The sequence below is a fragment of the Pseudomonas sp. SWRI68 genome (genome assembly GCF_014269165.1).
Classification (GTDB): Bacteria; Pseudomonadota; Gammaproteobacteria; order Pseudomonadales; family Pseudomonadaceae; genus Aquipseudomonas; species Aquipseudomonas capeferrum.
Genome location: NZ_JABWRU010000002.1, coordinates 248006 through 270146, shown reverse-complemented (window position 1 = coordinate 270146; position 22141 = coordinate 248006). Strand labels below are relative to the sequence as shown.

General features: G+C 64.1%; 16 protein-coding genes and 1 pseudogene. 12 read left to right on the top strand and 5 right to left on the bottom strand.

Features of this window, described 5'->3' with window-relative positions; translation table 11 throughout:
- The first annotated feature begins 59 nt into the window (after positions 1–59).
- From HU770_RS04825 to HU770_RS04795, 7 genes and pseudogenes are all read left to right on the top strand, one after another.
- Positions 60–1250, top strand: a complete 1191-nt coding sequence (locus tag HU770_RS04825) for an MFS transporter (RefSeq protein WP_186654964.1) — start codon at positions 60–62, stop codon at positions 1248–1250.
- A 103-nt stretch (positions 1251–1353) separates the two neighbouring features.
- On the top strand, positions 1354–3714 hold the full coding sequence (locus tag HU770_RS04820) for a DNA polymerase II (RefSeq protein WP_033698989.1): 2361 nt from the start codon (positions 1354–1356) through the stop codon (positions 3712–3714).
- A gap of 80 nt (positions 3715–3794) precedes the next feature.
- Positions 3795–8318, top strand: a complete 4524-nt coding sequence (locus HU770_RS04815) for an NEL-type E3 ubiquitin ligase domain-containing protein (protein ID WP_186663172.1) — start codon at positions 3795–3797, stop codon at positions 8316–8318.
- A gap of 225 nt (positions 8319–8543) precedes the next feature.
- Positions 8544–9095 carry a DUF4174 domain-containing protein gene (locus HU770_RS04810; protein WP_186663171.1) on the top strand — a complete coding sequence of 184 codons (552 nt, stop codon included), beginning with the start codon at positions 8544–8546 and terminating at the stop codon, positions 9093–9095.
- 165 nt (positions 9096–9260) lie between these two features.
- Positions 9261–9521, top strand: a pseudogene (locus tag HU770_RS04805) (EF-hand domain-containing protein); the annotation flags it as partial.
- Between the two features lie 114 nt (positions 9522–9635).
- Positions 9636–10472 carry a DUF692 domain-containing protein gene (locus tag HU770_RS04800; RefSeq protein ID WP_186654954.1) on the top strand — a complete coding sequence of 279 codons (837 nt, stop codon included), beginning with the start codon at positions 9636–9638 and terminating at the stop codon, positions 10470–10472.
- Positions 10453–11163, top strand: coding sequence for a putative DNA-binding domain-containing protein (locus tag HU770_RS04795; protein ID WP_186663170.1), 711 nt, complete (start codon positions 10453–10455; stop codon positions 11161–11163). Before HU770_RS04800 ends, HU770_RS04795 begins: the two co-directional genes overlap by 20 nt.
- Positions 11164–11223: 60 nt before the next feature.
- On the opposite strand, the gene HU770_RS04790 is transcribed toward HU770_RS04795, so the two are convergent.
- From HU770_RS04790 to HU770_RS04780, 3 genes are all read right to left on the bottom strand, one after another.
- Entirely contained in the window at positions 11224–11718 is a 495-nt protein-coding gene (locus HU770_RS04790; RefSeq protein ID WP_186663311.1) for a DoxX family protein, read from the bottom strand.
- 148 nt (positions 11719–11866) lie between these two features.
- Complete coding sequence (locus HU770_RS04785) at positions 11867–13153, bottom strand: HAMP domain-containing sensor histidine kinase (RefSeq protein WP_186663169.1); 1287 nt, start codon at positions 13151–13153, stop codon at positions 11867–11869.
- Positions 13150–13890 carry a response regulator gene (locus tag HU770_RS04780; protein ID WP_033698977.1) on the bottom strand — a complete coding sequence of 247 codons (741 nt, stop codon included), beginning with the start codon at positions 13888–13890 and terminating at the stop codon, positions 13150–13152. Before HU770_RS04780 ends, HU770_RS04785 begins: the two co-directional genes overlap by 4 nt.
- A gap of 219 nt (positions 13891–14109) precedes the next feature.
- Here HU770_RS04780 and HU770_RS04775 point away from each other — a divergent pair, with 219 nt between their 5' ends.
- The gene (locus HU770_RS04775) at positions 14110–14385 is read left to right on the top strand and encodes a DUF2790 domain-containing protein (RefSeq protein ID WP_186654937.1); all 276 of its coding nucleotides are present in this window, start codon (positions 14110–14112) and stop codon (positions 14383–14385) included.
- The gene (locus HU770_RS04770) at positions 14375–14911 is read left to right on the top strand and encodes a thioredoxin family protein (RefSeq protein ID WP_033698975.1); all 537 of its coding nucleotides are present in this window, start codon (positions 14375–14377) and stop codon (positions 14909–14911) included. The genes HU770_RS04775 and HU770_RS04770 overlap by 11 nt, the downstream gene beginning before the upstream one ends.
- Before the next feature lie 54 nt (positions 14912–14965).
- On the opposite strand, the gene HU770_RS04765 is transcribed toward HU770_RS04770, so the two are convergent.
- Both HU770_RS04765 and aroQ read right to left on the bottom strand, forming a co-directional pair.
- A complete protein-coding gene (locus HU770_RS04765) occupies positions 14966–15814 on the bottom strand; it encodes a shikimate dehydrogenase (protein WP_047581061.1) in 849 nt (282 codons plus the stop codon).
- Entirely contained in the window at positions 15811–16260 is a 450-nt protein-coding gene (aroQ, locus tag HU770_RS04760) for a type II 3-dehydroquinate dehydratase (protein WP_186654935.1), read from the bottom strand. The genes HU770_RS04765 and aroQ overlap by 4 nt, the downstream gene beginning before the upstream one ends.
- Before the next feature lie 242 nt (positions 16261–16502).
- Here aroQ and HU770_RS04755 point away from each other — a divergent pair, with 242 nt between their 5' ends.
- From HU770_RS04755 to HU770_RS04745, 3 genes are read left to right on the top strand one after another with little or no spacing between them, the layout of a single operon-like run.
- Positions 16503–17720 carry a TolC family protein gene (locus HU770_RS04755; protein ID WP_186663310.1) on the top strand — a complete coding sequence of 406 codons (1218 nt, stop codon included), beginning with the start codon at positions 16503–16505 and terminating at the stop codon, positions 17718–17720.
- Between the two features lie 30 nt (positions 17721–17750).
- Positions 17751–18950: an efflux RND transporter periplasmic adaptor subunit gene (locus HU770_RS04750; RefSeq protein WP_186663168.1), complete on the top strand. Its 1200-nt coding sequence runs from the start codon at positions 17751–17753 to the stop codon at positions 18948–18950.
- A gap of 16 nt (positions 18951–18966) precedes the next feature.
- The gene (locus tag HU770_RS04745; protein ID WP_186663167.1) at positions 18967–22113 is read left to right on the top strand and encodes a CusA/CzcA family heavy metal efflux RND transporter; all 3147 of its coding nucleotides are present in this window, start codon (positions 18967–18969) and stop codon (positions 22111–22113) included.
- Positions 22114–22141 lie beyond the last annotated feature (28 nt).

The following is a 22141-nucleotide window of genomic DNA, read 5'->3' as shown; positions in this document are numbered from 1 at the left end:
CCGTAATGCCGCCGCCGTGCACACTGTCGCCCTCGATTTCCACTTCAAGGCACCCTGCAATGTCCCAGATATCTTGCGCACCGCCATTGGTTGAGCGCGCCGAGCGCCTGCCCCTGAGTGGCCTGCTGGCGCTGGCCATGACCGGCTTTATCGCCATCCTCAGCGAAACCCTGCCTGCCGGTTTGCTGGACCAGATCGCCGGTGGCATGCACATCAGCCAGGCCATGGCCGGGCAATGGGTTACGGCCTATGCACTCGGTTCGTTGTTGACTGCCATTCCCTTGGTGACCCTGACCCAGGGCTGGTATCGCCGTCGCGCTTTGCTGCTGGCGATCGGCGGCTTTGTGCTGTTCAACGGCTTGACGGTGTTGTCGTCGTCCAACGCTCTTACCCTGGTGCTGCGCTTTTTCACCGGTGCCGCTGCCGGCCTGGCCTGGGGGCTGATCGCCGGCCATGCCCGGCGCATGGTCCCGGTGGCCTTGCAGGGGCGGGCGATGGCCGTGGCCATGCTTGGGCAGCCGATAGCGTTGTCCCTCGGGTTGCCTATTGGTACCTGGCTTGGGGCAATGCTGGGGTGGCGTGCCACCTTCGTCGTGGTCACCCTGGTGGCGCTGTTGCTGGTGGTCTGGGTATTGCGCGCGGTTCCGGATTACCCGGGGCAGGTAGCCGGCAAGCGCCCTGCGGCGTTGCAGGTGTTGCGCACACCGGGCGTGGCGCGGGTGCTGCTGGTGATCCTGGCCTGGGTCCTGGGCCACAACATCCTCTATACCTACATCGTGCCGCTGTTGGCGGCGGCGGGGATGGCCGCCGAGATTGGCCAGGTGTTGATGGTGTTCGGCCTATCGGCGCTGGCGGGCATCGGGCTGGTCGGGTTGTTGGTCGATCGGCATCTGCGCAAGCTGGTGCTGCTGAGCCTCGCCGGGTTTGCCGTGGCCACGCTGGTGCTGGGGCAGGCGTCTTCGTGGGCGATGTACCTGAGCATTGCGCTGTGGGGCGTGACGTACGGCGGCGCGCCAACGCTGTTGCAGACGGCCTGTGCGGATGCGGCGGGCGAGGGCGGTGATGTGGCGCAATCGATGCTGGTGACGGTGTGGAACAGTGCGATTGCGTTGGGGGGGATTATTGGCGGTTTGCTGCTGACCGGGGCCGGTGTCGCGTGGTTTGCGCCAGTGGCGTTGCTGTTGATCGGCTTGGCGTGGCTGCTGGCGTGGGCAGGGCGGCGTAGCGGGTTCGTCGCCGGTTCCCGCTGAAAACAGCGCTGAGTTGCCCCGGCAAGACATGCAAAGCCACAGGCTGCCCTGCAAAGGGTAGAATCGTCACTTCAGGCACAACAGACAACCAGAGGTCGACGCGGTGGATTTGCAGCAGGGCTTTGTCCTGACCCGGCATTGGCATGACACACCCGAAGGCACGTGCGTGGAGTTCTGGCTGGCTACCGACCAGGGGCCGCGGCAATTGCGCCTGGCGCCGCAGGTGTCGGTGGCGTTCCTCCCCCAGGCGCAAGCCGAGCATGCTCGCGTGCTGTTGGCCAACGAGCCGGGCGTCGAGCTCAAACCCTTGCAACTGCGTGACTTCGATCAGCGCCCGGTGCTGGGCCTGTACTGCCGCCAGCATCGCCAGTTGATGCAGGTGGAGCAACGCCTGCGCAACGCCGGCGTTGAGGTGTACGAGGCGGACATCCGCCCACCCGAGCGCTATCTCATGGAGCGCTTCATTACCGCCCCCGTGCAGTTCACCGGCCAACCCGACGGCCACGGCGTGCTCTGCGATGCCCAGCTCAAGCCCCTGCCGGACTATCGCCCGCCACTGCGCCTGGTGTCGCTGGATATCGAAACCAGCCAGCGCGGTGAGCTCTACAGTATTGCCCTCGAAGGCTGCGGCCAGCGCCAGGTGTACATGCTTGGCCCGGCAAACGGCGACAGCAGCGCCGTGGACTTCGACCTGCATTACTGCGACGACCCTGCCGCGCTGCTCGCGTGCCTCAACCAATGGATGGCCCGGCACGATCCGGATGCGATCATCGGCTGGAACCTGGTGCAGTTCGACCTGCGCCTGTTGCACGAACACGCCAAGCAATTGCAGGTGCCTTTGGCCCTGGGGCGCAACGGCGCGCCCATGACCCTGCGCGCTCACGCCAGCGGCGGTCACGTATTCGCCGATGCCCCCGGGCGGCTGCTGATCGACGGTATCGAAGCCTTGCGTTCGGCCACCTGGAGCTTCCCTTCGTTCAGCCTGGAAAACGTGGCACAAACGCTGCTGGGCGAGGGCAAGGCCATCAGCACACCTTATCAGCGCATGGACGAAATCAACCGCATGTTCGCCGAGGACAAACCGTCGCTGGCACGCTACAACCTCAAGGACTGCGAACTGGTCACGCGCATCTTCGCCCATACCCGCCTACTCGAATTCCTGCTTGAGCGTGCCAGCGTCACGGGGTTGGCCGTGGACCGAAGCGGTGGCTCGGTGGCGGCGTTCTGCCATTTGTACATGCCTCAGATGCACCGCCTGGGCTTTGTCGCGCCTAACCTCGGCAGCCGCCCCGACGAGGCCAGCCCCGGTGGCTTCGTGATGGACTCACGCCCTGGTCTCTACGATTCGGTGCTGGTGCTGGACTACAAAAGCCTGTACCCCTCGATCATCCGCACCTTTCTGATCGACCCGGTCGGCCTGGCCGAAGGCCTGCGCCAGCCCGATGACCAGCACTCGGTGGCTGGCTTTCGCGGCGCTCGCTTCTCCCGTAGCCGGCACTGCCTGCCAGCCATCGTCGAGCGTGTGTGGCAGGGCAGGGAGGCGGCCAAGCGCGCGGGTAACGCGCCGCTGTCGCAGGCACTGAAAATCATCATGAATGCCTTCTACGGTGTACTGGGTTCCAGCGGCTGCCGCTTCTTTGACCCGCGCCTGGCGTCGTCGATCACCCTGCGCGGCCACCAGATCATGCGCCAGACCCGTGAATTGATCGAAGCGCGTGGTTTTGATGTGATCTACGGCGATACCGACTCCACCTTCGTCTGGCTCAAGGGCGCCCATGACGAAGATGCCGCCGCGCGCATCGGCCGTGAGTTGGTGGCAGAAGTGAACCTGTGGTGGCGCCAGCACCTGCACGATTCGATGGGGCTGGACAGCGCCCTGGAGTTGCAGTTCGAAACCCATTACCGACGCTTCCTGATGCCCACCATTCGCGGCACCGAAGAGGGCAGCAAAAAGCGTTACGCCGGCCTGGTACAGCGTGCCGACGGCAGTGAACAGATGGTGTACAAGGGCCTGGAGTCGGTGCGCACCGACTGGTCGCCGCTGGCGCGGGAGTTCCAGCAGGCGCTGTACGGGCGTATCTTCCGCGGCCAACCGTACCGCGACTACGTGCGCCAGTACGTGCAACAGACCCTGGCCGGTGAACTGGATGAGCTGATGGTCTACCGCAAGCGCTTGCGCCGCCCGCTGGCCGACTACCAGCGAAACGTACCGCCGCACGTGCGTGCGGCGCGCCTGGCCGACGCGTACAACAGCCGCCTCGGCCGTCCACGGCAGTACCAGAACGGTGGCTGGATCAGCTACCTGATCACCACTGCCGGCCCTGAACCCTTGGAGAACCTGCAGGCGCCCATCGACTACGAGCACTACCTGAGCCGCCAACTGCAGCCGGTGGCCGATGCCATCCTGCCCTTTGTCGGTGATGATTTCGCGGCGTTGACGGGCAGCCAGTTAGCGTTGTTCTAAGTGCGGGCATTAGCTATCTAACGCCTCGACCAACCTCTTCTGCCTAGGCTGGCCTCTTCACTGAACAGGAGGCTTTGAGCATGGGCACTACCGTGGGCAATGATGTTGAGTCAGGCTTGCCGCATCTGGACACGCTGCAGCGCGACAGCGAGGCGTTTCAGGATGACATCATCGGCCAGCGCTTGCCCCGCTGGCTGCGCCAGGCGCCGGTTGAGCAGCTGCCGGAGATCAGTCGCGCACTGGCCAAGAGCCTTGAGTGCCGTCAGCAACTGGGCGCGCTGCTGGCGCGCATCGACGGGATCGATCATTTCGTTGTATCAGCGCTGCAGAATGCGCTCACCGAGCGCTATGGCGTCACGGGCAATCCACGCCGGCTGACGTTTCTCGAAGGGCGCCGTGAGCCGGTAATCAACGCTCAACCCGTTGGGGCCCACCTCACCGAGGTGGTGTACGAAGAAAAACCATTGCTCGAGGTGGTACTGCGTAACTTCACTGCCGAACAGGCCAGCGCAGGCGGCCAGCCTGTCGGCAACCGGCTGCTGGTACCGCGTGCAGGCACCCACAACCTCCCCACCGCCATCGCCTTTGCCGCATTGTGCCGCGAGCTGGACCTGGGCGAGGGCTATCAGCGTCATCTGGATGCCATCCTCAAGCCCGACGATAACCCAAAACGCATCGAGTCGCTGCTGGTCGATGCAATCCGCTATGCCATGTTGGTGGACGGGTACAAGGCCAGGCAAGAAGAGGTGCTCGATGCCAGCGACCTGAAACTGTTGGTGAGCATGTGCCTTGAGGGCAAGCTGTTGCGCCTGGCAGGTGACCTGGTGGTGGCCAGGCAACTGAGGCTGCTCGGGTGCGCCATTGAGCAGGTCGTGGTGCTCGAAGTGATCGATCAAGGGCCCCTGTTCAACACTACTCGGCGGTTGTTGATGCATGTGCCGGGTGACCCGGTGGCGGCCTGGAGTGCATTCGACAGCCTCGATGACCTTAACCGCGCGCTGGGCCATCGCCTGCGCCTCAAGACGTATCAACGGTTCTTCAGCCGTTTCGTGCTCAGGCGCGACAGCCAGGCATTTTTCGCCAGGGTAGTGCCGGCTTTTGACGACCTTCCAGACTGGGCCAGTTTTGACCTGAAACCGTATTTGCAGGCGTATCCGTCACCGCTGTTCAACAGCCTGGCGCAGGCGCGCATCCGCCAGATCAAGGAGGACGCAGCGATGATCGCGGTGCCGGTGGCTCGGCTTGATCGCGAGCTTCAGCGTGCCCATGACGAACGGCTGGCCGCAGAAGGGTGGGCGCTGCTCAACCTGGCATCGTTCTTTGCACCGGGCTTGGGGCTGGTCGTGCTCGCGGTGACCGTATGGGAGTTGCTGGGCGAGGTCTACCACGCTATCGAGGCCCTGCATGACGGTGACACCCAACAGGCACTTGATCACCTGACCAACGTCGCCACCGACCTTGCAATTGTCGCGGCCACGGCGGCGGGCGTCTCGCTGACCAAGCGGCTGTGGGCACGTTCGGCGGTGGTCGATGCGATGGTGCCTGCGCGGCTTGAAGACGGTAGCACCAAGCTCTGGCAGCAGGACCTGGCAGCGTATCGCAGCATCGCGCCGAGCAGTGCGGCGGCCCAGGATGCCTTGGGTATTCGGCGCTACGGTGGCCAGGCCTGGGTCGAAATGGACGGGCATCACTACCCTGTGGTCGAGCCGGCTGGCGATGGCCAATGGCAACTTCGCCCACGCGGTGGCAACGGGCCTGCGCTACGCCACAACGGCGCTGGCGCCTGGCGGGTATGGACCGAGCAGCCCGCGCAATGGGACGACACCTACCGCATGTTCCGCCGTCTTGGCGCACCGCTGGACAGCATGAGTGACGAGCAGATCGACCAGGTGCTGGGCTTTCATGAGCTCAACGCCGATCACCTGCGGGCGCTGCATATTTACGGGCGTGCGCCGGAGCCGGGGATGCTCGACAGCGCCGAGCGCTCCAGGCTTGACTGGCGGATCCGCCAGGTGGTCAGCCATCTGCGCGCGGGTGAGCAGGTTGAGGATTTCACCGTGCTCCAGCATGCCCGGCGCCTGCAAGGTGCCTCCGGTGCGTCAGACCAGGCGTTGGCCGAACTGGCATGGGCCCAGCGCAGGCACTTGCTGGGGCAGTTGTATGAGGCCGTGCAGCCCAGCGACACGCCCGGTTCCGCCTTGCTGCGCAAGGTGTTTCCGGGGCTGCATTCGCGTGCCGCACGAGCGCTGCTGGCGGCGGCCAACGGGGATGATCGGCGGCGGTTGATGCAAAGCGGTCGCGTGCCATTGAACCTGGCCGAAGCGGCCAGGCGCAGTGTCTCGGACATCCGCAGGGTTCGAGTGCTTGAAGCGTTGACCCTGGATACCCCACAGAACGCCGACCTGGCACGAGTGGTACTGGGGTTGCTCAAGTACCTGCCTGGCGCTGACCAAGGTGTACGCTGGCGTCTTTTCGAAGGCCAGCGCGGTGGGCCACTGCTGTCATCGGTTGAGGAGGGCACTCACGGTTTCGATCTCTTGCACCAGCATGGCGCCTTCCAATTGCTCGATTCGCAAGGCGTACCGCAAGGTCAGACCGGCGAGTTGTTCGAGGTGATGACTGCTGCCTATGCACCGCATCAGCGCGCGGCCATGCAGGTGAACGAGCCTTTCGCCCATAACCTGAGGGTCACGCTGGCGCGTGAGGCCATGCGACGGCACGCTGAAGTCGAAGGCCTGCTGGGTGTACAGCGCCTGGGCTTTTTCCGGCTACCGCAGCGTTTGGCTGATGGCCGTTTGGGCTACCCCTTGGGCGGCAGCAACTCGGGTGGCCCTGGACGGCCCGAGCGGGCGCTGGGGGCGATGGTGCGTGACCTGTTTCCGTCGTTCAGTGATGAGCAGGTGGCGGTATGGGCCGACAATGTGCGGCGCTCGGGTCGGCAGCTGGATGCGGTACTGGCCGCGCTGCGCACAGAGTACAGGGCGCTGCGCAACAGCCTGGACGCATGGGTTGGGGAGGCCGTAGGTGAAACCAGGGAGGACCGGGCCTGCTTGCGCGACACGCTGATCGATTGTTGGCAGCGCACCACCGACGCCGGGCAAACCCACCTCAACACCGACCACAACTATCGCATGGTCTTGTACAACATGAACCCTGAAGGGCTGCCGGAAATACCGGCCCAGGTCAGCTTCGCTCATGTTTCCGATCTGTCCCTGCTGCGCTTGGAACTTCGAGACGTTCCTGCGAGTTTCCTGCTCGCCTTCTCGCGCCTGAGCATGCTGGACCTGGGCGGGAACCTCCTGACTCAATTGCCGCAGCCCTTGTTGCAGCTACCGTACTTGCGTCAGCTTACCCTGACCAATAACCGAATCGTGTTGAGCACCAGCCAGGCGGCTACCTTGGCAAGCGCCACAAACTTGGAGTACATCGACCTGTCCCACAACCCATTGGGGCGCACCTTTACCCTGAGTGGGTTGACTACGCTGCGCTGGTTGAACTTGCGCAACACTGGCCTGACGCATTTTCCCCATGGTATGGCCAGCCGTTCAAACCTGGTTCTCATGGATATGCGTGAAAACCGCATTACCCAGATCCCCCACTGGTTCTATCAACTGCCGCCCGGGGTTCGGCGGCGCACCAGGTTGGCCGGCAATCCGCTGGAAGGCGACGAGCTGGTGCGTCTGCAGGCTTCGTCCATGGCACCTCTCGTGCCGCTGGACGAGGCCTTGCTGCGAGAACAGTTTGTCCGTAGCCGGGAGGTTTGGGGGGATGCTATCGGTCCGCAGCACCGTGGCCTGCTGATCGCTGCATGGGAGGCGGTAGATGTAGGCGAGCCTGCAGAGCGTTTCTTTCGCGTGCTGCAGCAGTTGCTGCAGTCTGCGGATTTTCACATCAATCCCCAGGCACTCTCGCAGCGGGTACTGGCTGTGCTGCAGGCGATGTCCAAGGAACCCGCTCTGCGTCAGGCATTGTTGGACATCGCCAACGACGAGTGGGGTTGTCAGGATGGCGCTACCTGGTGCCTCAGCAACCTTGAGTTGAATGTGCTGGTGTGGCAAGCCCGTGCGGATGCGCAAGGTAATACGGAGCATGCCTTGCTGGCGTTGGGGCGGCGTTTGTGGCGTCTGGATGAAGTCGACCGCCTTGCCGTGCGCGACATTCTTGATCGCGGTGGCAACCCGGATGAAAGCGAGGTGGGGCTCGCCTATCGCCTTGGATTGCGTGATCGTCTGGGCTTGCCCATTCAAGTGGGAGACATGAGTTTTCGGCCACTGGCAGGGGTGACTGAAGCGCACCTTGCACGGGTCGAAGCGCAAGTGCTTGAGGCCGAGACGCAAGAGCAGGTCGCCCGTTCGCTGGTGGACCGGACCTTCTGGCAGGCGCACCTGGAACGCACTCACCCGGAACGTTTCGCGCAAGTCGACAGGCCGTTCCGGCGCCGGCTCGACAGCGTACTCGATGATGAGGCGCTGACCGACGAGACCAGACAGGCACAGTCCGATGCCATTCTTGGCGAACAGCGCGCAGCACGGCGGGGGCTGATGCTCGACATGACGCTGGCGGCACTCGAAGCCGGGCCCACGGATGCGGGTATCGATGTGTAATGGCCCCGACTGGCAGGGCACAGCCGTCTCTGCAGCGGCTTTGGACTATGCTCAGTGACAGGGCGGCGTGTTCGGTAAAGGCCGTCATCCTGTTCTGACGCATGGCTGGAAATTGCCCGTTACTTTTCCCTGACACACCGAGTGTTTGAAGTGGTTTAGGCTCCAGGTCGGATTTTTCTCCGTGATCTGCAGTCATTGGTTTATCGAGATATTAAGGAGATGTGTATGCTCGTTCGGTCACTGACCCTCGCCACCTTGCTCGCCGTCACCAGCCCACTGTTCGCCGCAGACAGCGACGCGCCTTTGGCCAAGGAGTTGGGCAAGGCACGGCCTTTGGTGATCATCGCCCCCAGTACAGCCGACCCGACACTGCGCGGGTTGAATAAAGCACTGGAAGACCCTGCCATTCAGGCGGCCTTCAAGGAGCGCAGCCTGGTGCTGTACAGCGTGGCCAAAATGGTGGGCAAGCGCGAGGACAAGAACCTCGAGCAGCAGACCACCATGGCCCTGATCCGCGAGCTCAAGCTCGGCGCGAGCGCGGGTACCAAGGTGATCCTGGTGGGCAAGGACGGTGAACGGCACATGCTCAAGGATGACGCGACCGGCGAGCCGATCGACCCGCAGGCCATCCTCAAGGCGGTCGATGAACTGCCGGCGAGCGAGAAGGCCGTGACGGCGCCGGAGCCTGTCGCGGCAGCGCCTGAAGCCAAGGGCAAGGACAGCAAACCGGCCAAACCGGTCAAGCCAGCTGCACCGCCCAAACCGCTGGAGGACTGATCGCCTTCGCCCGCTCCCTGGCCGCAGGGGCGGGCGCTTTGTATCGCACTGTATCCTGCACGGCTGCAGACCCATTTCTGTACAAAATTCGGATATCGGCGATACATCCCCGACACACCCACGCGGCCTAATGGCTCCACACCCCAACCACAGTGGAGCAACATCATGACTCATGCACGGAACACCCTCGGCCTGCTCGGCGCCGCACTGCTCGGCAGCATGGCCTTTGGCAGCAGCGCGTTCGCTGTCGAGCCCCTGTCCCAGGGTTATCAACTGGCTTCGGCTAAGGTTGCCGGCGAGGGCAAATGTGGCGAAGGCAAGTGCGGGGGCAGCAACAAGGCCAGCCAAGGTGAAGGCAAATGCGGTGGCGACAAGAAGGCCAGCGAGGGCGAAGGTAAATGCGGTGAAGGTAAATGTGGCGCCGCTGGCAAGGCGGGTGATGCCAAGGTGACCGGTAAGTCCTGACTTCAATCTTTGAAATGCTAAAACGCCCCGCCTGCTGGTCAGGTGGGGCGTTGTGCATGTTGCGGAGACTTATCGATGACTACCTCTCGCTTGTTTACAGGCCTTGGCCTGCGCCGTGGCCTGATGCCCGAGTTGTTGACCCTTGAAGAGGGCGCAGTGGACTTTCTCGAATGTGCGCCGGAAAACTGGATCGCTGTTGGCGGTGCCTATGGCCGAGGCCTGGCGCAACTGACCGAACGCTTTGCCCTGGCCTGCCACGGCCTGTCCCTGTCCCTTGGCGGCAGCCTGCCGCTTGATCGGAGCTTTCTGGACCAGACCCGTGACTTCCTCGATCGCTACCAGGTACGCCTGTACAGCGAACACTTGAGTTACTGCAGCGATGACGGCCACCTTTATGACCTGTTGCCGATGCCTTTCACCGAAGAGGCGGTACATCACGTTGCCGCCAGGATCCGACAGGCCCAGGACCACCTGCAGCGGCGCATCGCCGTGGAAAACATCAGCTACTACGCAGCGCCTTACCAGGCGATGAGCGAGTTGGATTTCATCCGTGCGGTGCTCGACGAGGCTGATTGCGACCTGCTGCTGGACGTCAACAACGTGTTCGTCAACGCGTGCAACCATGCTTACGATGCGCAGGCGTTCCTTCAGGGGCTGCCACAGGCGAGGGTCATCGGCATGCATGTGGCGGGTCACTACGATGAGGCCCCCGACCTCAAGGTCGACACCCACGGAGCACCGGTAAAAGAAGATGTGTGGGCCTTGTTCGCGATGGCCTGCAAGTGTTTCGGCGCCAAGCCGACGGTGCTTGAGCGTGACTTCAATTACCCGCCATTGGCCGAACTGCTCGACGAACTCGCCCGCATGCGTGCTGTGCAGCAGGAGGTGGCGCATGCGCGAAGTGTTGCGTGAACAGCAGTACACACTGGCGCGGCATTTGCGTGATCCGGCCCGGCATGCCCCACCGCCTGGCATCGAAGCGCGCCGCTTGAAGGTTTACCGTGAACTGTTCTACGACACCATCGAGGGTCTGTTGGCCGGCAGCTTCCCGGTGATGCGGCAAACCCTGGGCGAGCCGCACTGGCATGCCCGGGTGCGTGATTTTTATGCCAACTACCGCAGCCAGACACCTTTGTTCACCGAAATCGCCGAGACGTTCATCGACTACCTCCAGGGTGTCGAGCTCGATGCTCCGTGGCAGCTGGAGCTCGCCCACTACGAGTGGGTCGAAGCCCAGCTGTACCTGAGCGATGCCCAGGACCCGGCGCATGATCCGCAGGGGGACCTGCTGCAGGGCGAGCCGCTGCTGTCGTGCATGGCCAGGGTGTTGGCTTACCGTTGGCCTGTCGAGCGTATCGGCCCTGGCTATCAGCCGCAGGCGGCGCCTGAGGCGCCCACGTTGCTGCTGGTCTACCGAGATGTCGGGTTGCAGGTGCGCTTCGCCCGTCTGGCGCCCATGGCCTATCGCTTGCTGGCCGAGGTGGGGGGCACGGGGCGGGAGCGCCTGCAAGCACTGGCAGCGGACCAGGGGCAGGGCTTGGCACTGCTGGAAAGCTTGCGCGCGCAAGGGGTTGTTATCGGTACGGTTGCCGGGGCAGGCTGAGGCAGGCAGGGGATAGGGTTGGGGTTACCAACCTATCCTGAATAATCATTTCATTGCTATTCAGCCTCTGGCCGCGAGCCGTGCCCGGAGCCAATGGTCAAGGCTCAGACGGCCGGCGCCCTGGAGCAGCAGTGGCAGCAATGCCACCAAGTAGATCACTGGCAACTTGAAGTTGCCAAAGCCCTGGTCGGTGATCGCATACCCCTGTGCCAGCTCCCCAAGGCCCGACCACTGTGCCGGCCAGTGCACCGCCGCGATGGCCACCACAGTAACGACCATGAGCCCGGCCGAGGCCAGCCGCGTACCCAGGCCAAGCAGCAGAAGCACAGGCAGCACCAATTCGGCCCACATCGAGAGTTGCCAGTTCAGTTCTGCCGGCAGTGCGCTGAAGGGAAACGGCAAGTTCGACTGCAGGTGACCGAACCAGTTGTAGCCGGTGAATTTCTCCCAGCCAGACTCGAAGAACTCCCAGGCCAGAAACAGCCGCAGCGGCAGGTCGGCGCTCCAGTTGCCGATACGGTCGATACGGGTGAACGCGCGGGTGATTGCCGTCATGCTTAGCGGTTTCATCGCTGTAACTCCTGGTGTGCCATTGTGTGGCCAGGAGTGTGTAGCGGTGGCGTATCGGCAGTGTGTCGGTGGATGCGTCAGTGTGTATCGGACTGTAGCCATCGGTTGTGTAAGCCAGGAGTAGGGCCTGAACTCACCGCAGCTCGATTTCTGCACACAGTCCGCCGCCCTGGCGATTGCTCAGGGTCAAGCGCCCGCCCATGGCCTGGGTCAATTGCTGAGCGATCGCCAACCCCAGCCCTGTGCCCCCGGTACTGCGGTTGCGCGAGCTTTCTACCCGGTAAAAGGGCTTGAGCACCTCATTGAGCTCATCGTCCGGGATACCGGGGCCGTCATCGAGTACCCGAATTCGGGTGCAGCCCTGTTCACGGCTGACCTCCAGTTGTGCTTTGCCAGCGAACTTGAGGGCATTGTCCACCAGATTGACCAGCACCCTGCGCAGTGCATGTGGGCGGGTTTCCAACAGGCCATCGGCGTTGCCGTGGCGTTCGACCTGGGCGCCGCTGTCCTGGTAATCGAACACCAGGCTGTCGAGGAACGCGCCGAGGTTGATCCGGCACGGGGCCTCGGTGTTGATGTCCATGCTGCGGGCATACGCCACACCTTCGCGTACCAGGTGCTCCATGGCGCTCAGGTCATGCCACAGCTTGTCTTTCTCGACCCCCTCGTCCATCACTTCGACGCGCAGCTTCATGCGGGTGATGGGGGTTTGCAGGTCGTGGGAAATCGCTGCCAGCAGCTGCATGCGCTCCTTGAGGTAGGCCGCGATGCGCGCTTGCAAGGCATTGAAGGCGACGGCGGCGTACTTCACTTCGCGTGGGCCGCTTTCGTCCAGTTGTACACCGGGCTTGTCCGGGTCGAGGTTGTCCACCGCCTGCGACAGGCGGGTGAGCGGGCCGATGGCCAGGCGCACTGCCAGCCAGGTGCACAGCAACAGCAAGGCCAGCTGGATCAGCAGCACCACAGGCAGCCAGCGGGCCACCGGTACGCTTGCCGGGGTGACGTCGAGGGTCAGGGGTGCGCCGTCGGCCAGGGTCAAGTGCACCTGAAAGTGCGCATTCGGGCCAGGGATCTCCTGGAACGTAAGGCGATAGTCGTCGCCGATGGCCTTGACGATCGAATCGGCGGCCATGGGCGGGTCGCTGGTCGGCATCGCCTGGCCTTGCAGGCCCTGGTCAAGGTGGTAGCGGTAGGTGCGCCGTTCCAGGCGTGGCAGCCAGGCAGCGCGTTCGGCTGCGGGCAGGCGGTCGAGGATGGCCACCGACGTGGCGACGTCCTGCTCCAGGTTGCTGAGCATCATCGAACGGCTGCTGATGTAGCGCTCATAGGCTTGCAGGCCGAACGAAAGCCCATAGGCCAGCACCAGGCCCGTGAAGAAGATCAGCGCCAGGCGCGAGGCCAGGGTACGTGGCCATTTCATGAGGGCGACTCGAGCAGTTGCACCGGCAGTGAGAACACATAGCCCTCGCTGCGCACGGTCTTGATGCAGGCAGGTTCGCGGGCGTCGTCCCCCAGGCGCTGGCGCAGGCGGCTGACCAGCAGGTCGATGGAGCGGTCGAAGATGTCCGCCTCGCGGCCCTGGGTCAGGTTGAGCAGTTGTTCGCGGCTGAGTACCCGCTGCGGGTGGTCGAGGAATACCCGCAACAGCCGGTACTCGGCGCCGCTCAGGGCCACCAGGGTATCTTCGCTGTCGAGCAGGTGGCGTGCGGTGGTGTCCAGGCGCCACGGGCCGAAGGCAAGCAGGCGGCTGCTTTCACTGATGGTCAGGTTGGGCGGCAGCATGCGCGTGCGGCGCAGCACGGCATTGATGCGGGCCAGCAGTTCGCGTGCGGAGAACGGTTTGGTCAGGTAGTCGTCGGCGCCCATCTCCAGGCCGATGATGCGGTCGGTTTCATCGTTGCGCGCAGTCAGCATCAGCACCGGCGTGTTGCGGTGCTTGCTGGCGCGCAGTTCACGGCACAGCAACAGGCCATCGTCGCCGGGCATCATGATGTCGAGGACGATCAGGTCGACGCTGTTGGCTTCGAGAAAGGCGCGCATCTGCCGGCCATCGGCGACGATGCTGGTGCGCAGGCCGTTCTTCTTCAGGTAGTTGCCGACCAGTTCGCGGATCTCGCGGTCGTCGTCGACGATCAGGATGTGATCGACGTGTTCCATGCGCAGCGTTCCTGTGTGGAAGGGGGTGGGCGCAGTGTACCGAGCGTTATCGGGCTTGCCTGCGGGGCTTTGTATTGCAGTGTATCTGCTGCGGGTACAGATACAGGAGGAAGCAGATCACAGGCTCAGGTGACACATACGGGATACCTGGCGGACGTGTAATGGCTCTCGACCGGGGAGCAATCCTCCCCACCCCCAGCGTTCCACAGGAGAGTTGCCATGAACCTCAAATCCATCGCCAGCGCCAGCCTGCTTGCCGTGCTCAGCTTCGGCGCCTTGACCGCCCAGGCCGCCATGGCGCCGATGAACGATGCCAGTGTCATGCAGTACCGTTACGGTGATCACCTGGATGTGAAGAAAGTCTTGTCGGTGCAGGATGATCAAAGCAACACCTGCGGCCTGGTCAACACCCGCATGGACTATCTCGACTCCAAAGGGCAGCAGCGGAGCGTGCAATACCGCTCCTACGCCACCGGCGGCTGCCATGAGAATTGATCGGCGCCTGGCGCTGAAGGTGGGCGGCCTGGCGCTGGCGCTGACAAGCCTGGGCCTGGCCGGTTACCTGAATGCAGGCGACAGTTACGGCGCCATGCCTTCGCTGGTGGGCGCCAGCCAGTGGCTGAACTCCCCGCCACTGGATGCGCCGGCACTCAAAGGCAAGGTGGTGCTGGTGGACTTCTGGACCTGGGACTGCATCAACTGCCAGCGCAGCCTGCCGCATGTGAATGACTGGGCACGGCGCTACGCCGACCAGGGCCTGGTCGTGGTCGGCGTGCATACGCCTGAATACGATTACGAGCATGATGTTGCAACCTTGCGCGACAAGGTGGCCATGCTGGGGATCGCTTACCCCGTGGCAGTGGACAACGACCATCAGGTGTGGAATGCCTGGGGCAACCAGTTCTGGCCGGCGCATTATTTTGTCGACCGCAAAGGGCAGGTACGCCATGTGCATTTTGGCGAGGGGGACTATGGCGCGCAGGAACAGGTGATACAGGCATTGCTGGATGAAAAGGCTTGATCGGCCTGTGCCGGCACTTTCGCGGGGCAAACCCGCGAAATTGCCGATGCCGGTTCAGCTGAAACTGGCAAAGTGGGCCTGCATCCGCCCCGCATCGGCCTCGCGCCCGCTGAACAGTTCGAACGCCTTGACCGCCTGGAACACCGCCATGTTGCTGCCGTCCAGCGTACGGCAGCCCAGCGCTCGCGCTGCCCGCAACAGTTCGGTTTCCAGCGGGAAGTAGATGATCTCCGCCACCCATAAACGTGCGTGCAGCAGCGCCACCGGCAACGGCGTCCCCGGCAGCTTGGCCATGCCCACTGGCGTGGTATTGACCAACCCGTCTGCCTCGGCCACTGCCGCGCTCAAGTCTGTACCGACCACTGCTCGGCCTGCGCCGAAGTGCGCGTTGAGGTTGTCGACCAGTGCTTGCGCCCGCGCAGTGTCCACCTCGAACAGCACCAGCTGTTCCACGCCGCCACCCAACAGGGCATGGGCCACCGCTGAACCGGCGCCGCCAGCTCCCATCTGCACCACCTGCCGGCGTGCCACATCTGGCAAGCCGCGGCGCATGCCTTCGGCAAAACCCAGGCAGTCGGTATTGTGGCCAACCCGCTTGCCGTCCTTGAGCACCACGGTGTTCACCGCGCCGATCCCGCGCGCTTCATCCGACAGGTCGTCGAGCAGCGGCAGAATCGCCTGCTTGAACGGGTAGGTGATGTTGAGCCCGGTGAAGCCGGTGTGCTGTGCGGCATCGAGCAGGCCGGGCAGGGCGCTGTCGTCCAACTGCAACTGATCGGCATCGATCAGGCGATAAAGGTAGCGCAGCGCTTGAGCGTCGCCTTCGTGCTCGTGCAGCGCCGGGGTGCGTGACAGCTGGATGCCACGGCCGATCAGGCCGGCGAGGATGGCTTGTTTGCTCATGCTGCCTGCTCCCGCAGCATGTCTGCGAAATGGCTCAGGGCCAGGCGGTAGCCATGGCTGCCGAGGCCGCAGATCACGCCAACGGCAATCGACGAGACGAACGACAGGTGGCGGAAGGGTTCGCGTTTGTGCACGTTCGACAGGTGCACCTCGATGACCGGCAGTTCACTGGCAACCAGGGCGTCGCGGATGGCCACCGAGGTGTGGGTCCAGGCGCCGGGGTTGATCAGGATACCGGCGCAGCGGCCACGGGCCGCGTGGATCCAATCGATCAGTTCGCCCTCGTGGTTGGTCTGGCGAAATTCGATATCCAGGCCCAGGGTGTGGGCGCTGTCGGCGCAGCCCTGGGCGAGGTCGGCGAGGGTTTCGCGACCATACTGGGTAGGCTCGCGGGTGCCCAGCATGTTCAGGTTAGGGCCGTTCAGCACAAGAATAAGGGGCTTCATGACAGGCATCGCTTTGTTGTTTTTGGTTGCGCTTATATTTGTACCACCTGGTTAGTTTCGTCAATTGCATGGAGCCGCTGTGGCCGGATAGTGGGCGATAACCGGACGTTTTGCGCCATGGCCGGCATTCTTCGGATGACAGAATTGTAATGTTGCCGCCACCACCCCGATAAGCACGCCACCCTACAGTCCCTCGCCAACGCTCGCCGACGAGGACCTGTTTCGTGCCCCGCACCCATGCCATCCCCCGCAAGATCGCCTTGCTCAGCCTGCTATTGGCGGCCATCGGCAGTGCCCAGGCCAATGCCGGCCTGAGCCTGCCTGAAGCGCTGGCCGCCGCTTTTGCGCATAACCCGGAACTCGCCGCCGCCGGCCGTGAAGTGGGTGTCGCCGAGGGCGAGCGGCACCAGGCGGGTTTGCTGCCCAACCCGGAACTGTCCTGGGAGGCAGAGGACACTCGCCGCGATACCCGCACTACCACCGTCACCCTGAGCCAGCCATTTGAACTGGGTGGCAAGCGCGGGGCGCGCGTCGCCGTGGCCACCATCGGGCAGGCCATCGCCCAGCTTGAACTGGAGCGACAGCGCAATGGCTTGCGCGCCGATGTGGTACAGGCCTTTCACACGGCGTTGCGTGCGCAAACGGCGCTGGAACTCGCGCAGCAGTCGCAGGCGCTGACCGAGCGTGGGCTGCGTGTGGTGCAAGGGCGTGTTACGGCCGGCCAGGCTTCGCCGGTGGAGGCTACGCGCGCCCAGGTGCAACTGGCCCAGGCACAGTCTGAGGTAGGCCGCGCGGCTTCGCAGCGCAGCGTGGCCTACCAGGCCTTGGCGCGGCTGACAGGTAGCCCGCTGGCGACCTTCGACCACCTGCAAGCCGCCAAGCTGTCGCCGGGTGCCGCGCCCACGGCCGAGGCCCTGCTCGACAAGGTCGAGCAAACCGCCGAGTGGCGCCTGGCAGCGGCGCAGGTCGAACGCGGTGAAGCGTCGCTGGGCTCGGAAAAGGCCCAACGCATCCCCGACCTCACCGTCAGCCTTGGCAGCCAGTACAGCCGCGAGGACCGCGAGCGGGTCAATGTGGTCGGGCTGTCCATGCCCCTGCCGTTGTTCGACCGCAACCAGGGCAACGTGCTGGTGGCCGCGCGCCGGGCCGACCAGGCACGTGACCTGCGCAATGCTGTCGAGCTGCGCTTGCGCAGTGAAACCCGCAGCGCCCTCAGCCAGTGGGCCACGGCCATGCAGGAGGTGCAGGCCTACGACCGCACCATCCTGCCCTCGGCGCAGCAGGCGGTGGACACCGCCACCCGCGGCTTCGAGATGGGCAAGTTCGCCTTCCTCGATGTGCTCGATGCCCAGCGCACGTTGATTGAGGCGCGCGGGTTGTATCTGGCTGCATTGGCCGCGGCGACCGATGCGCGGGCCCAGCTCGAGCGGGTCTATGGCGACCTCGAAGGCAGTTTGTGATTCGCAAAAAATCCTACAGCAGGAGCAACAATGGATAACCCACGCAAGATTGCCATGCTGGCTGTCGCCTTGGCCGTGCTCGGCCTCGGTGGCCTGGCCTGGACCGGCAACCTCGGCCAGGCCAGCAGCGGCGAAGCCCAACACGACGCGCATGGCGAAGATAGCCACGGCCACGCTGATGAACAGGCCGGCGAAGACCACGAAGACGAGGTGGGCCAACTGCACCTGTCCGGCGCCCAGATCGAGGCGGCAGGCGTGCAGTTGGCGGCGGCCGGCCCTCGTGAGCTGGGCACCGCCATCAACTTCCCGGGTGAAATTCGCTTCGATGAAGACCGCACCGCCCACGTCGTACCCCGTGTACCTGGCGTGGTGGAGTCGGTGCAGGCTGACCTTGGCCAGGCGGTAAAGCGCGGCCAGGTGCTGGCGGTGATCGCCAGCCAGCAGATTTCCGACCTGCGCAGCGAACAACAGGCCGCGCAGCGCCGCCTGGAGCTGGCAAGCCTGACCTTCCAGCGTGAACAACAGCTGTGGCAGGAACGCATCAGTGCCGAACAAGATTACCTGCAGGCTCGACAGGCGTTGCAAGAGGCCGAGATCGCCTTGGCAAACGCCCGGCAGAAGGTCGCGGCAGTCGGCCCGGCCGGCGCCGGCAACCGCTATGAGCTGCGTGCCCCCTTCGATGCGGTGGTGGTGGAAAAGCACCTGACCGTGGGCGAGGTGGTCGACGAGACCAGCAATGCGTTCACCTTGTCCGACCTCAGCCGTGTCTGGGCGACGTTCGCCGTGGCCCCGCGCGATTTGAACAGAGTGGTCACCGGCCGCAGCGTCACGGTCAGTGCACCGGACCTGGGGGCCGAGGTCGAGGGCAAGGTCAACTATGTCGGCAGCCTGCTCGGTGAGCAGAACCGCGCCGCCACCGTGCGTGCCACCCTGGCCAACCCCAATGGCGCCTGGCGCCCTGGGCTGTTCGTGAACATCGCGGTCAGCGTCGAGCGCGCCGGCGCCGCCGTGGTGGTGCCGGAAAGCGCTCTGCAGACCTGGGAAGCGCAGACCGTGGTGTTTGTCCGCACCGAGCAAGGCTTCGAAGCGCGCCCGGTGCAGACCGGCCGCCGCGACGCAGGCCAGGTGGAAGTCACCGCCGGGCTGGCGGCAGGCACCCAGGTTGCCACCGCCGGCAGCTTCGTCCTCAAGTCTGAGCTTGGCAAAGGTTCTGCCGAGCACAGCCATTGAAACCGGGAACGCACCCATGTTCGAACGTCTGATCCAATTCGCCATCGAGCAGCGCCTGGTGGTGATGCTTGCCGTGCTGTTGATGGCCGCAGTGGGTATTCACAGCTACCAGCAACTGCCGATCGATGCAGTCCCGGACATCACCAACGTCCAGGTGCAGATCAATACCGCCGCGCCCGGCTACTCACCGCTTGAGACCGAGCAGCGCATCACTTTCGCCATCGAGACGGCCATGGCCGGCCTGCCTGGCCTGAAGCAGACCCGTTCGTTGTCACGTTCGGGTTTGTCCCAGGTCACGGTGATCTTCGCTGACGGCACCGACCTGTTCTTCGCCCGGCAACTGGTCAATGAGCGCCTGCAAGTGGCGCGGGAGCAGTTGCCCGAGGGCATCGAGGCGGGCATGGGGCCGATTTCCACCGGATTGGGGGAGATCTTCCTGTGGACCGTCGAGGCCGAGGAGGGCGCGCTCAAGGACGACGGTACGCCCTACACCCAGACCGATCTGCGCGTCATCCAGGACTGGATCATCAAGCCGCAGTTGCGCAACGTGCCCGGGGTGGCCGAGGTCAACAGCATCGGTGGCCATGCCAAGCAGTACCTGATCGCGCCCGAGCTCAAGCGCCTGGCCGCCTACAAGCTCACCCTCAATGACCTGATCGCGGCGCTGGAGCGCAACAATGCCAACGTCGGTGCTGGGTATATCGAGCGCAATGGCGAGCAGTTGCTGATTCGCGCACCGGGCCAGGTGGACTCCGCCGAAGACATCGCCAACATCGTTATTTCCAGCGTCGATGGCACCCCCATACGCGTCAGCCATGTCGCCCAGGTTGGCCTCGGCCAAGAGCTACGCGCCGGGGCGGCGACCGAAAATGGCCGGGAGGTGGTATTGGGCACGGTGTTCATGCTGATCGGCGAGAACAGCCGCACGGTCTCCCAGGCGGTTGCGGCCAAATTGGTCGAGATCAACCGCAACCTGCCCAAGGGGGTGGTTGCGGTCACCGTGTACGACCGTACCAACCTGGTCGAAAAAGCCATCGCCACGGTAAAGAAAAACCTCATCGAAGGCGCGATCCTGGTCATCGCCGTGTTGTTTCTGTTCCTGGGCAACATCCGCGCCGCGCTGATTACCGCCATGGTCATCCCGTTGTCGATGCTGTTCACCTTCACCGGCATGTTCAGCAACAAGGTCAGCGCCAACCTCATGAGCCTTGGCGCGCTGGACTTCGGCATCATCGTCGATGGCGCGGTAGTGATCGTCGAAAACGCCATTCGCCGGCTGGCCCACGCGCAGCAACGCCATGGCCGCATGCTGACCCGTGCCGAGCGCTTCCACGAGGTGTTCGCCGCCGCCCGTGAAGCACGCCGCCCGCTGATCTACGGGCAGTTGATCATCATGGTGGTGTACCTGCCGATCTTTGCCCTGACCGGGGTCGAAGGCAAGATGTTCCACCCTATGGCCTTCACCGTGGTCATTGCCCTATTGGGCGCGATGATCCTTTCGGTGACCTTCGTGCCCGCAGCAATTGCGCTGTTCGTGACCGGCAAGGTCAAGGAAGAAGAAGGCCTGGTCATGCGCACCGCGCGCCAGCGCTATGCACCGGTGCTGGGCTGGGTACTGGGCCGCCGCAAGCTGGCGTTCAGTGCGGCGGCGGTGCTGGTGCTGTTGTCCGGGGTGATGGCCAGCCGCATGGGCAGCGAGTTCATCCCCAGCCTCAGCGAGGGCGACTTCGCCCTGCAAGCCCTGCGTGTGCCAGGCACCAGCCTGACGCAGTCGGTGGACATGCAGCAGCGCCTGGAACGGGCGATCATTGCCCAGGTCCCGGAGGTGGAGCGCGTGTTTGCCCGTACCGGTACCGCCGAAATCGCCTCCGACCCGATGCCGCCGAACATCTCCGATGCCTACGTCATGTTGCGCCCGCATGCGCAATGGGCTGACCCGGGTAAATCGCGTGAAGCATTGATTGCCGAGGTGCAGCGCGCCGCCGCCAGTGTGCCGGGCAGCAACTACGAGTTGTCGCAACCGATCCAGTTGCGCTTCAACGAACTGATTTCGGGCGTGCGCAGTGATGTGGCGGTGAAGATCTTCGGCGATGACATGGACGTGCTTAACCGTACCGCCGCAGCGGTCGCCAGCAGCCTGCAGAACGTACCAGGCGCTTCTGAGGTGAAGGTCGAGCAGACCACGGGCTTGCCGGTGCTGACCATTGACATCGACCGCGACAAGGCTGCCCGGTATGGCCTGAACGTGGGCGACGTGCAGGACGCCATCGCCATTGCCGTGGGCGGGCGCACGGCCGGCACGTTGTATGAGGGCGACCGGCGTTTCGACATGGTGGTGCGGCTGTCCGAGGCCTTGCGCACCGATGTCGACGGGCTTTCTGGCCTGTTGATTCCGGTACCGGCCAGCAGCGCAGCCGGTGCTGCCCAGATCGGCTTCATCCCGCTGTCGCAGGTGGCGTCACTGAACCTGCAGTTGGGGCCGAACCAGGTCAGCCGTGAGGATGGCAAGCGCGTGGTGGTGGTCAGTGCCAACGTGCGCGGGCGCGACCTTGGATCGTTTGTGCGCCAGGCCGAACAGGCCCTGATCGAGCAGGTACAGATCCCGCCCGGTTACTGGACGCGCTGGGGTGGCCAGTTCGAGCAGTTGCAGTCGGCGGCCGAGCGTCTGCAGGTGGTGGTGCCGGTGGCCTTGCTGCTGGTGCTGGCGCTGCTGCTGATGATGTTCAACAACCTCAAGGATGGCTTGCTGGTGTTCACCGGTATCCCGTTTGCCTTGACCGGGGGGGTACTGGCGTTGTGGCTGCGGGATATCCCGATGTCCATTTCGGCCGGGGTGGGCTTTATCGCCCTGTCGGGGGTGGCGGTGCTCAATGGCCTGGTGATGATCGCCTTTATCCGCAGCCTGCGCGAGGAAGGGCGTCCCTTGCGCACGGCGGTCGAAGAGGGCGCGCTGACGCGCTTGCGGCCGGTGCTGATGACCGCGCTGGTGGCATCGCTGGGGTTCATTCCGATGGCGTTGGCGACCGGGACCGGAGCAGAAGTGCAGCGGCCGCTGGCGACCGTGGTGATTGGCGGGATCCTGTCGTCGACGGCGTTGACGTTACTGGTGCTGCCGGCGTTGTACCAGTGGGCGTATCGGCGCGATGAGGAGCAAGAAGGCTGAGAATGCCGGGGCCGCAAGGCGGCCCCAT

What these genes read in the sequence shown, in the direction of transcription:
- HU770_RS04825 (WP_186654964.1), top strand. Translation starts at nt 60, where the DNA reads ATGTCCCAGATATCTTGCGCACCGCCATTGGTTGAGCGCGCCGAGCGC.
- HU770_RS04815 (WP_186663172.1), top strand. Translation starts at nt 3,795, where the DNA reads ATGGGCACTACCGTGGGCAATGATGTTGAGTCAGGCTTGCCGCATCTG.
- HU770_RS04810 (WP_186663171.1), top strand. Translation starts at nt 8,544, where the DNA reads ATGCTCGTTCGGTCACTGACCCTCGCCACCTTGCTCGCCGTCACCAGC.
- HU770_RS04800 (WP_186654954.1), top strand. Translation starts at nt 9,636, where the DNA reads ATGACTACCTCTCGCTTGTTTACAGGCCTTGGCCTGCGCCGTGGCCTG.
- HU770_RS04795 (WP_186663170.1), top strand. Translation starts at nt 10,453, where the DNA reads ATGCGCGAAGTGTTGCGTGAACAGCAGTACACACTGGCGCGGCATTTG.
- HU770_RS04790 (WP_186663311.1), bottom strand. Translation starts at nt 11,718, where the DNA reads ATGACGGCAATCACCCGCGCGTTCACCCGTATCGACCGTATCGGCAAC.
- HU770_RS04785 (WP_186663169.1), bottom strand. Translation starts at nt 13,153, where the DNA reads ATGAAATGGCCACGTACCCTGGCCTCGCGCCTGGCGCTGATCTTCTTC.
- HU770_RS04780 (WP_033698977.1), bottom strand. Translation starts at nt 13,890, where the DNA reads ATGGAACACGTCGATCACATCCTGATCGTCGACGACGACCGCGAGATC.
- HU770_RS04775 (WP_186654937.1), top strand. Translation starts at nt 14,110, where the DNA reads ATGAACCTCAAATCCATCGCCAGCGCCAGCCTGCTTGCCGTGCTCAGC.
- HU770_RS04770 (WP_033698975.1), top strand. Translation starts at nt 14,375, where the DNA reads ATGAGAATTGATCGGCGCCTGGCGCTGAAGGTGGGCGGCCTGGCGCTG.
- HU770_RS04765 (WP_047581061.1), bottom strand. Translation starts at nt 15,814, where the DNA reads ATGAGCAAACAAGCCATCCTCGCCGGCCTGATCGGCCGTGGCATCCAG.
- aroQ (WP_186654935.1), bottom strand. Translation starts at nt 16,260, where the DNA reads ATGAAGCCCCTTATTCTTGTGCTGAACGGCCCTAACCTGAACATGCTG.
- HU770_RS04750 (WP_186663168.1), top strand. Translation starts at nt 17,751, where the DNA reads ATGGATAACCCACGCAAGATTGCCATGCTGGCTGTCGCCTTGGCCGTG.
- HU770_RS04745 (WP_186663167.1), top strand. Translation starts at nt 18,967, where the DNA reads ATGTTCGAACGTCTGATCCAATTCGCCATCGAGCAGCGCCTGGTGGTG.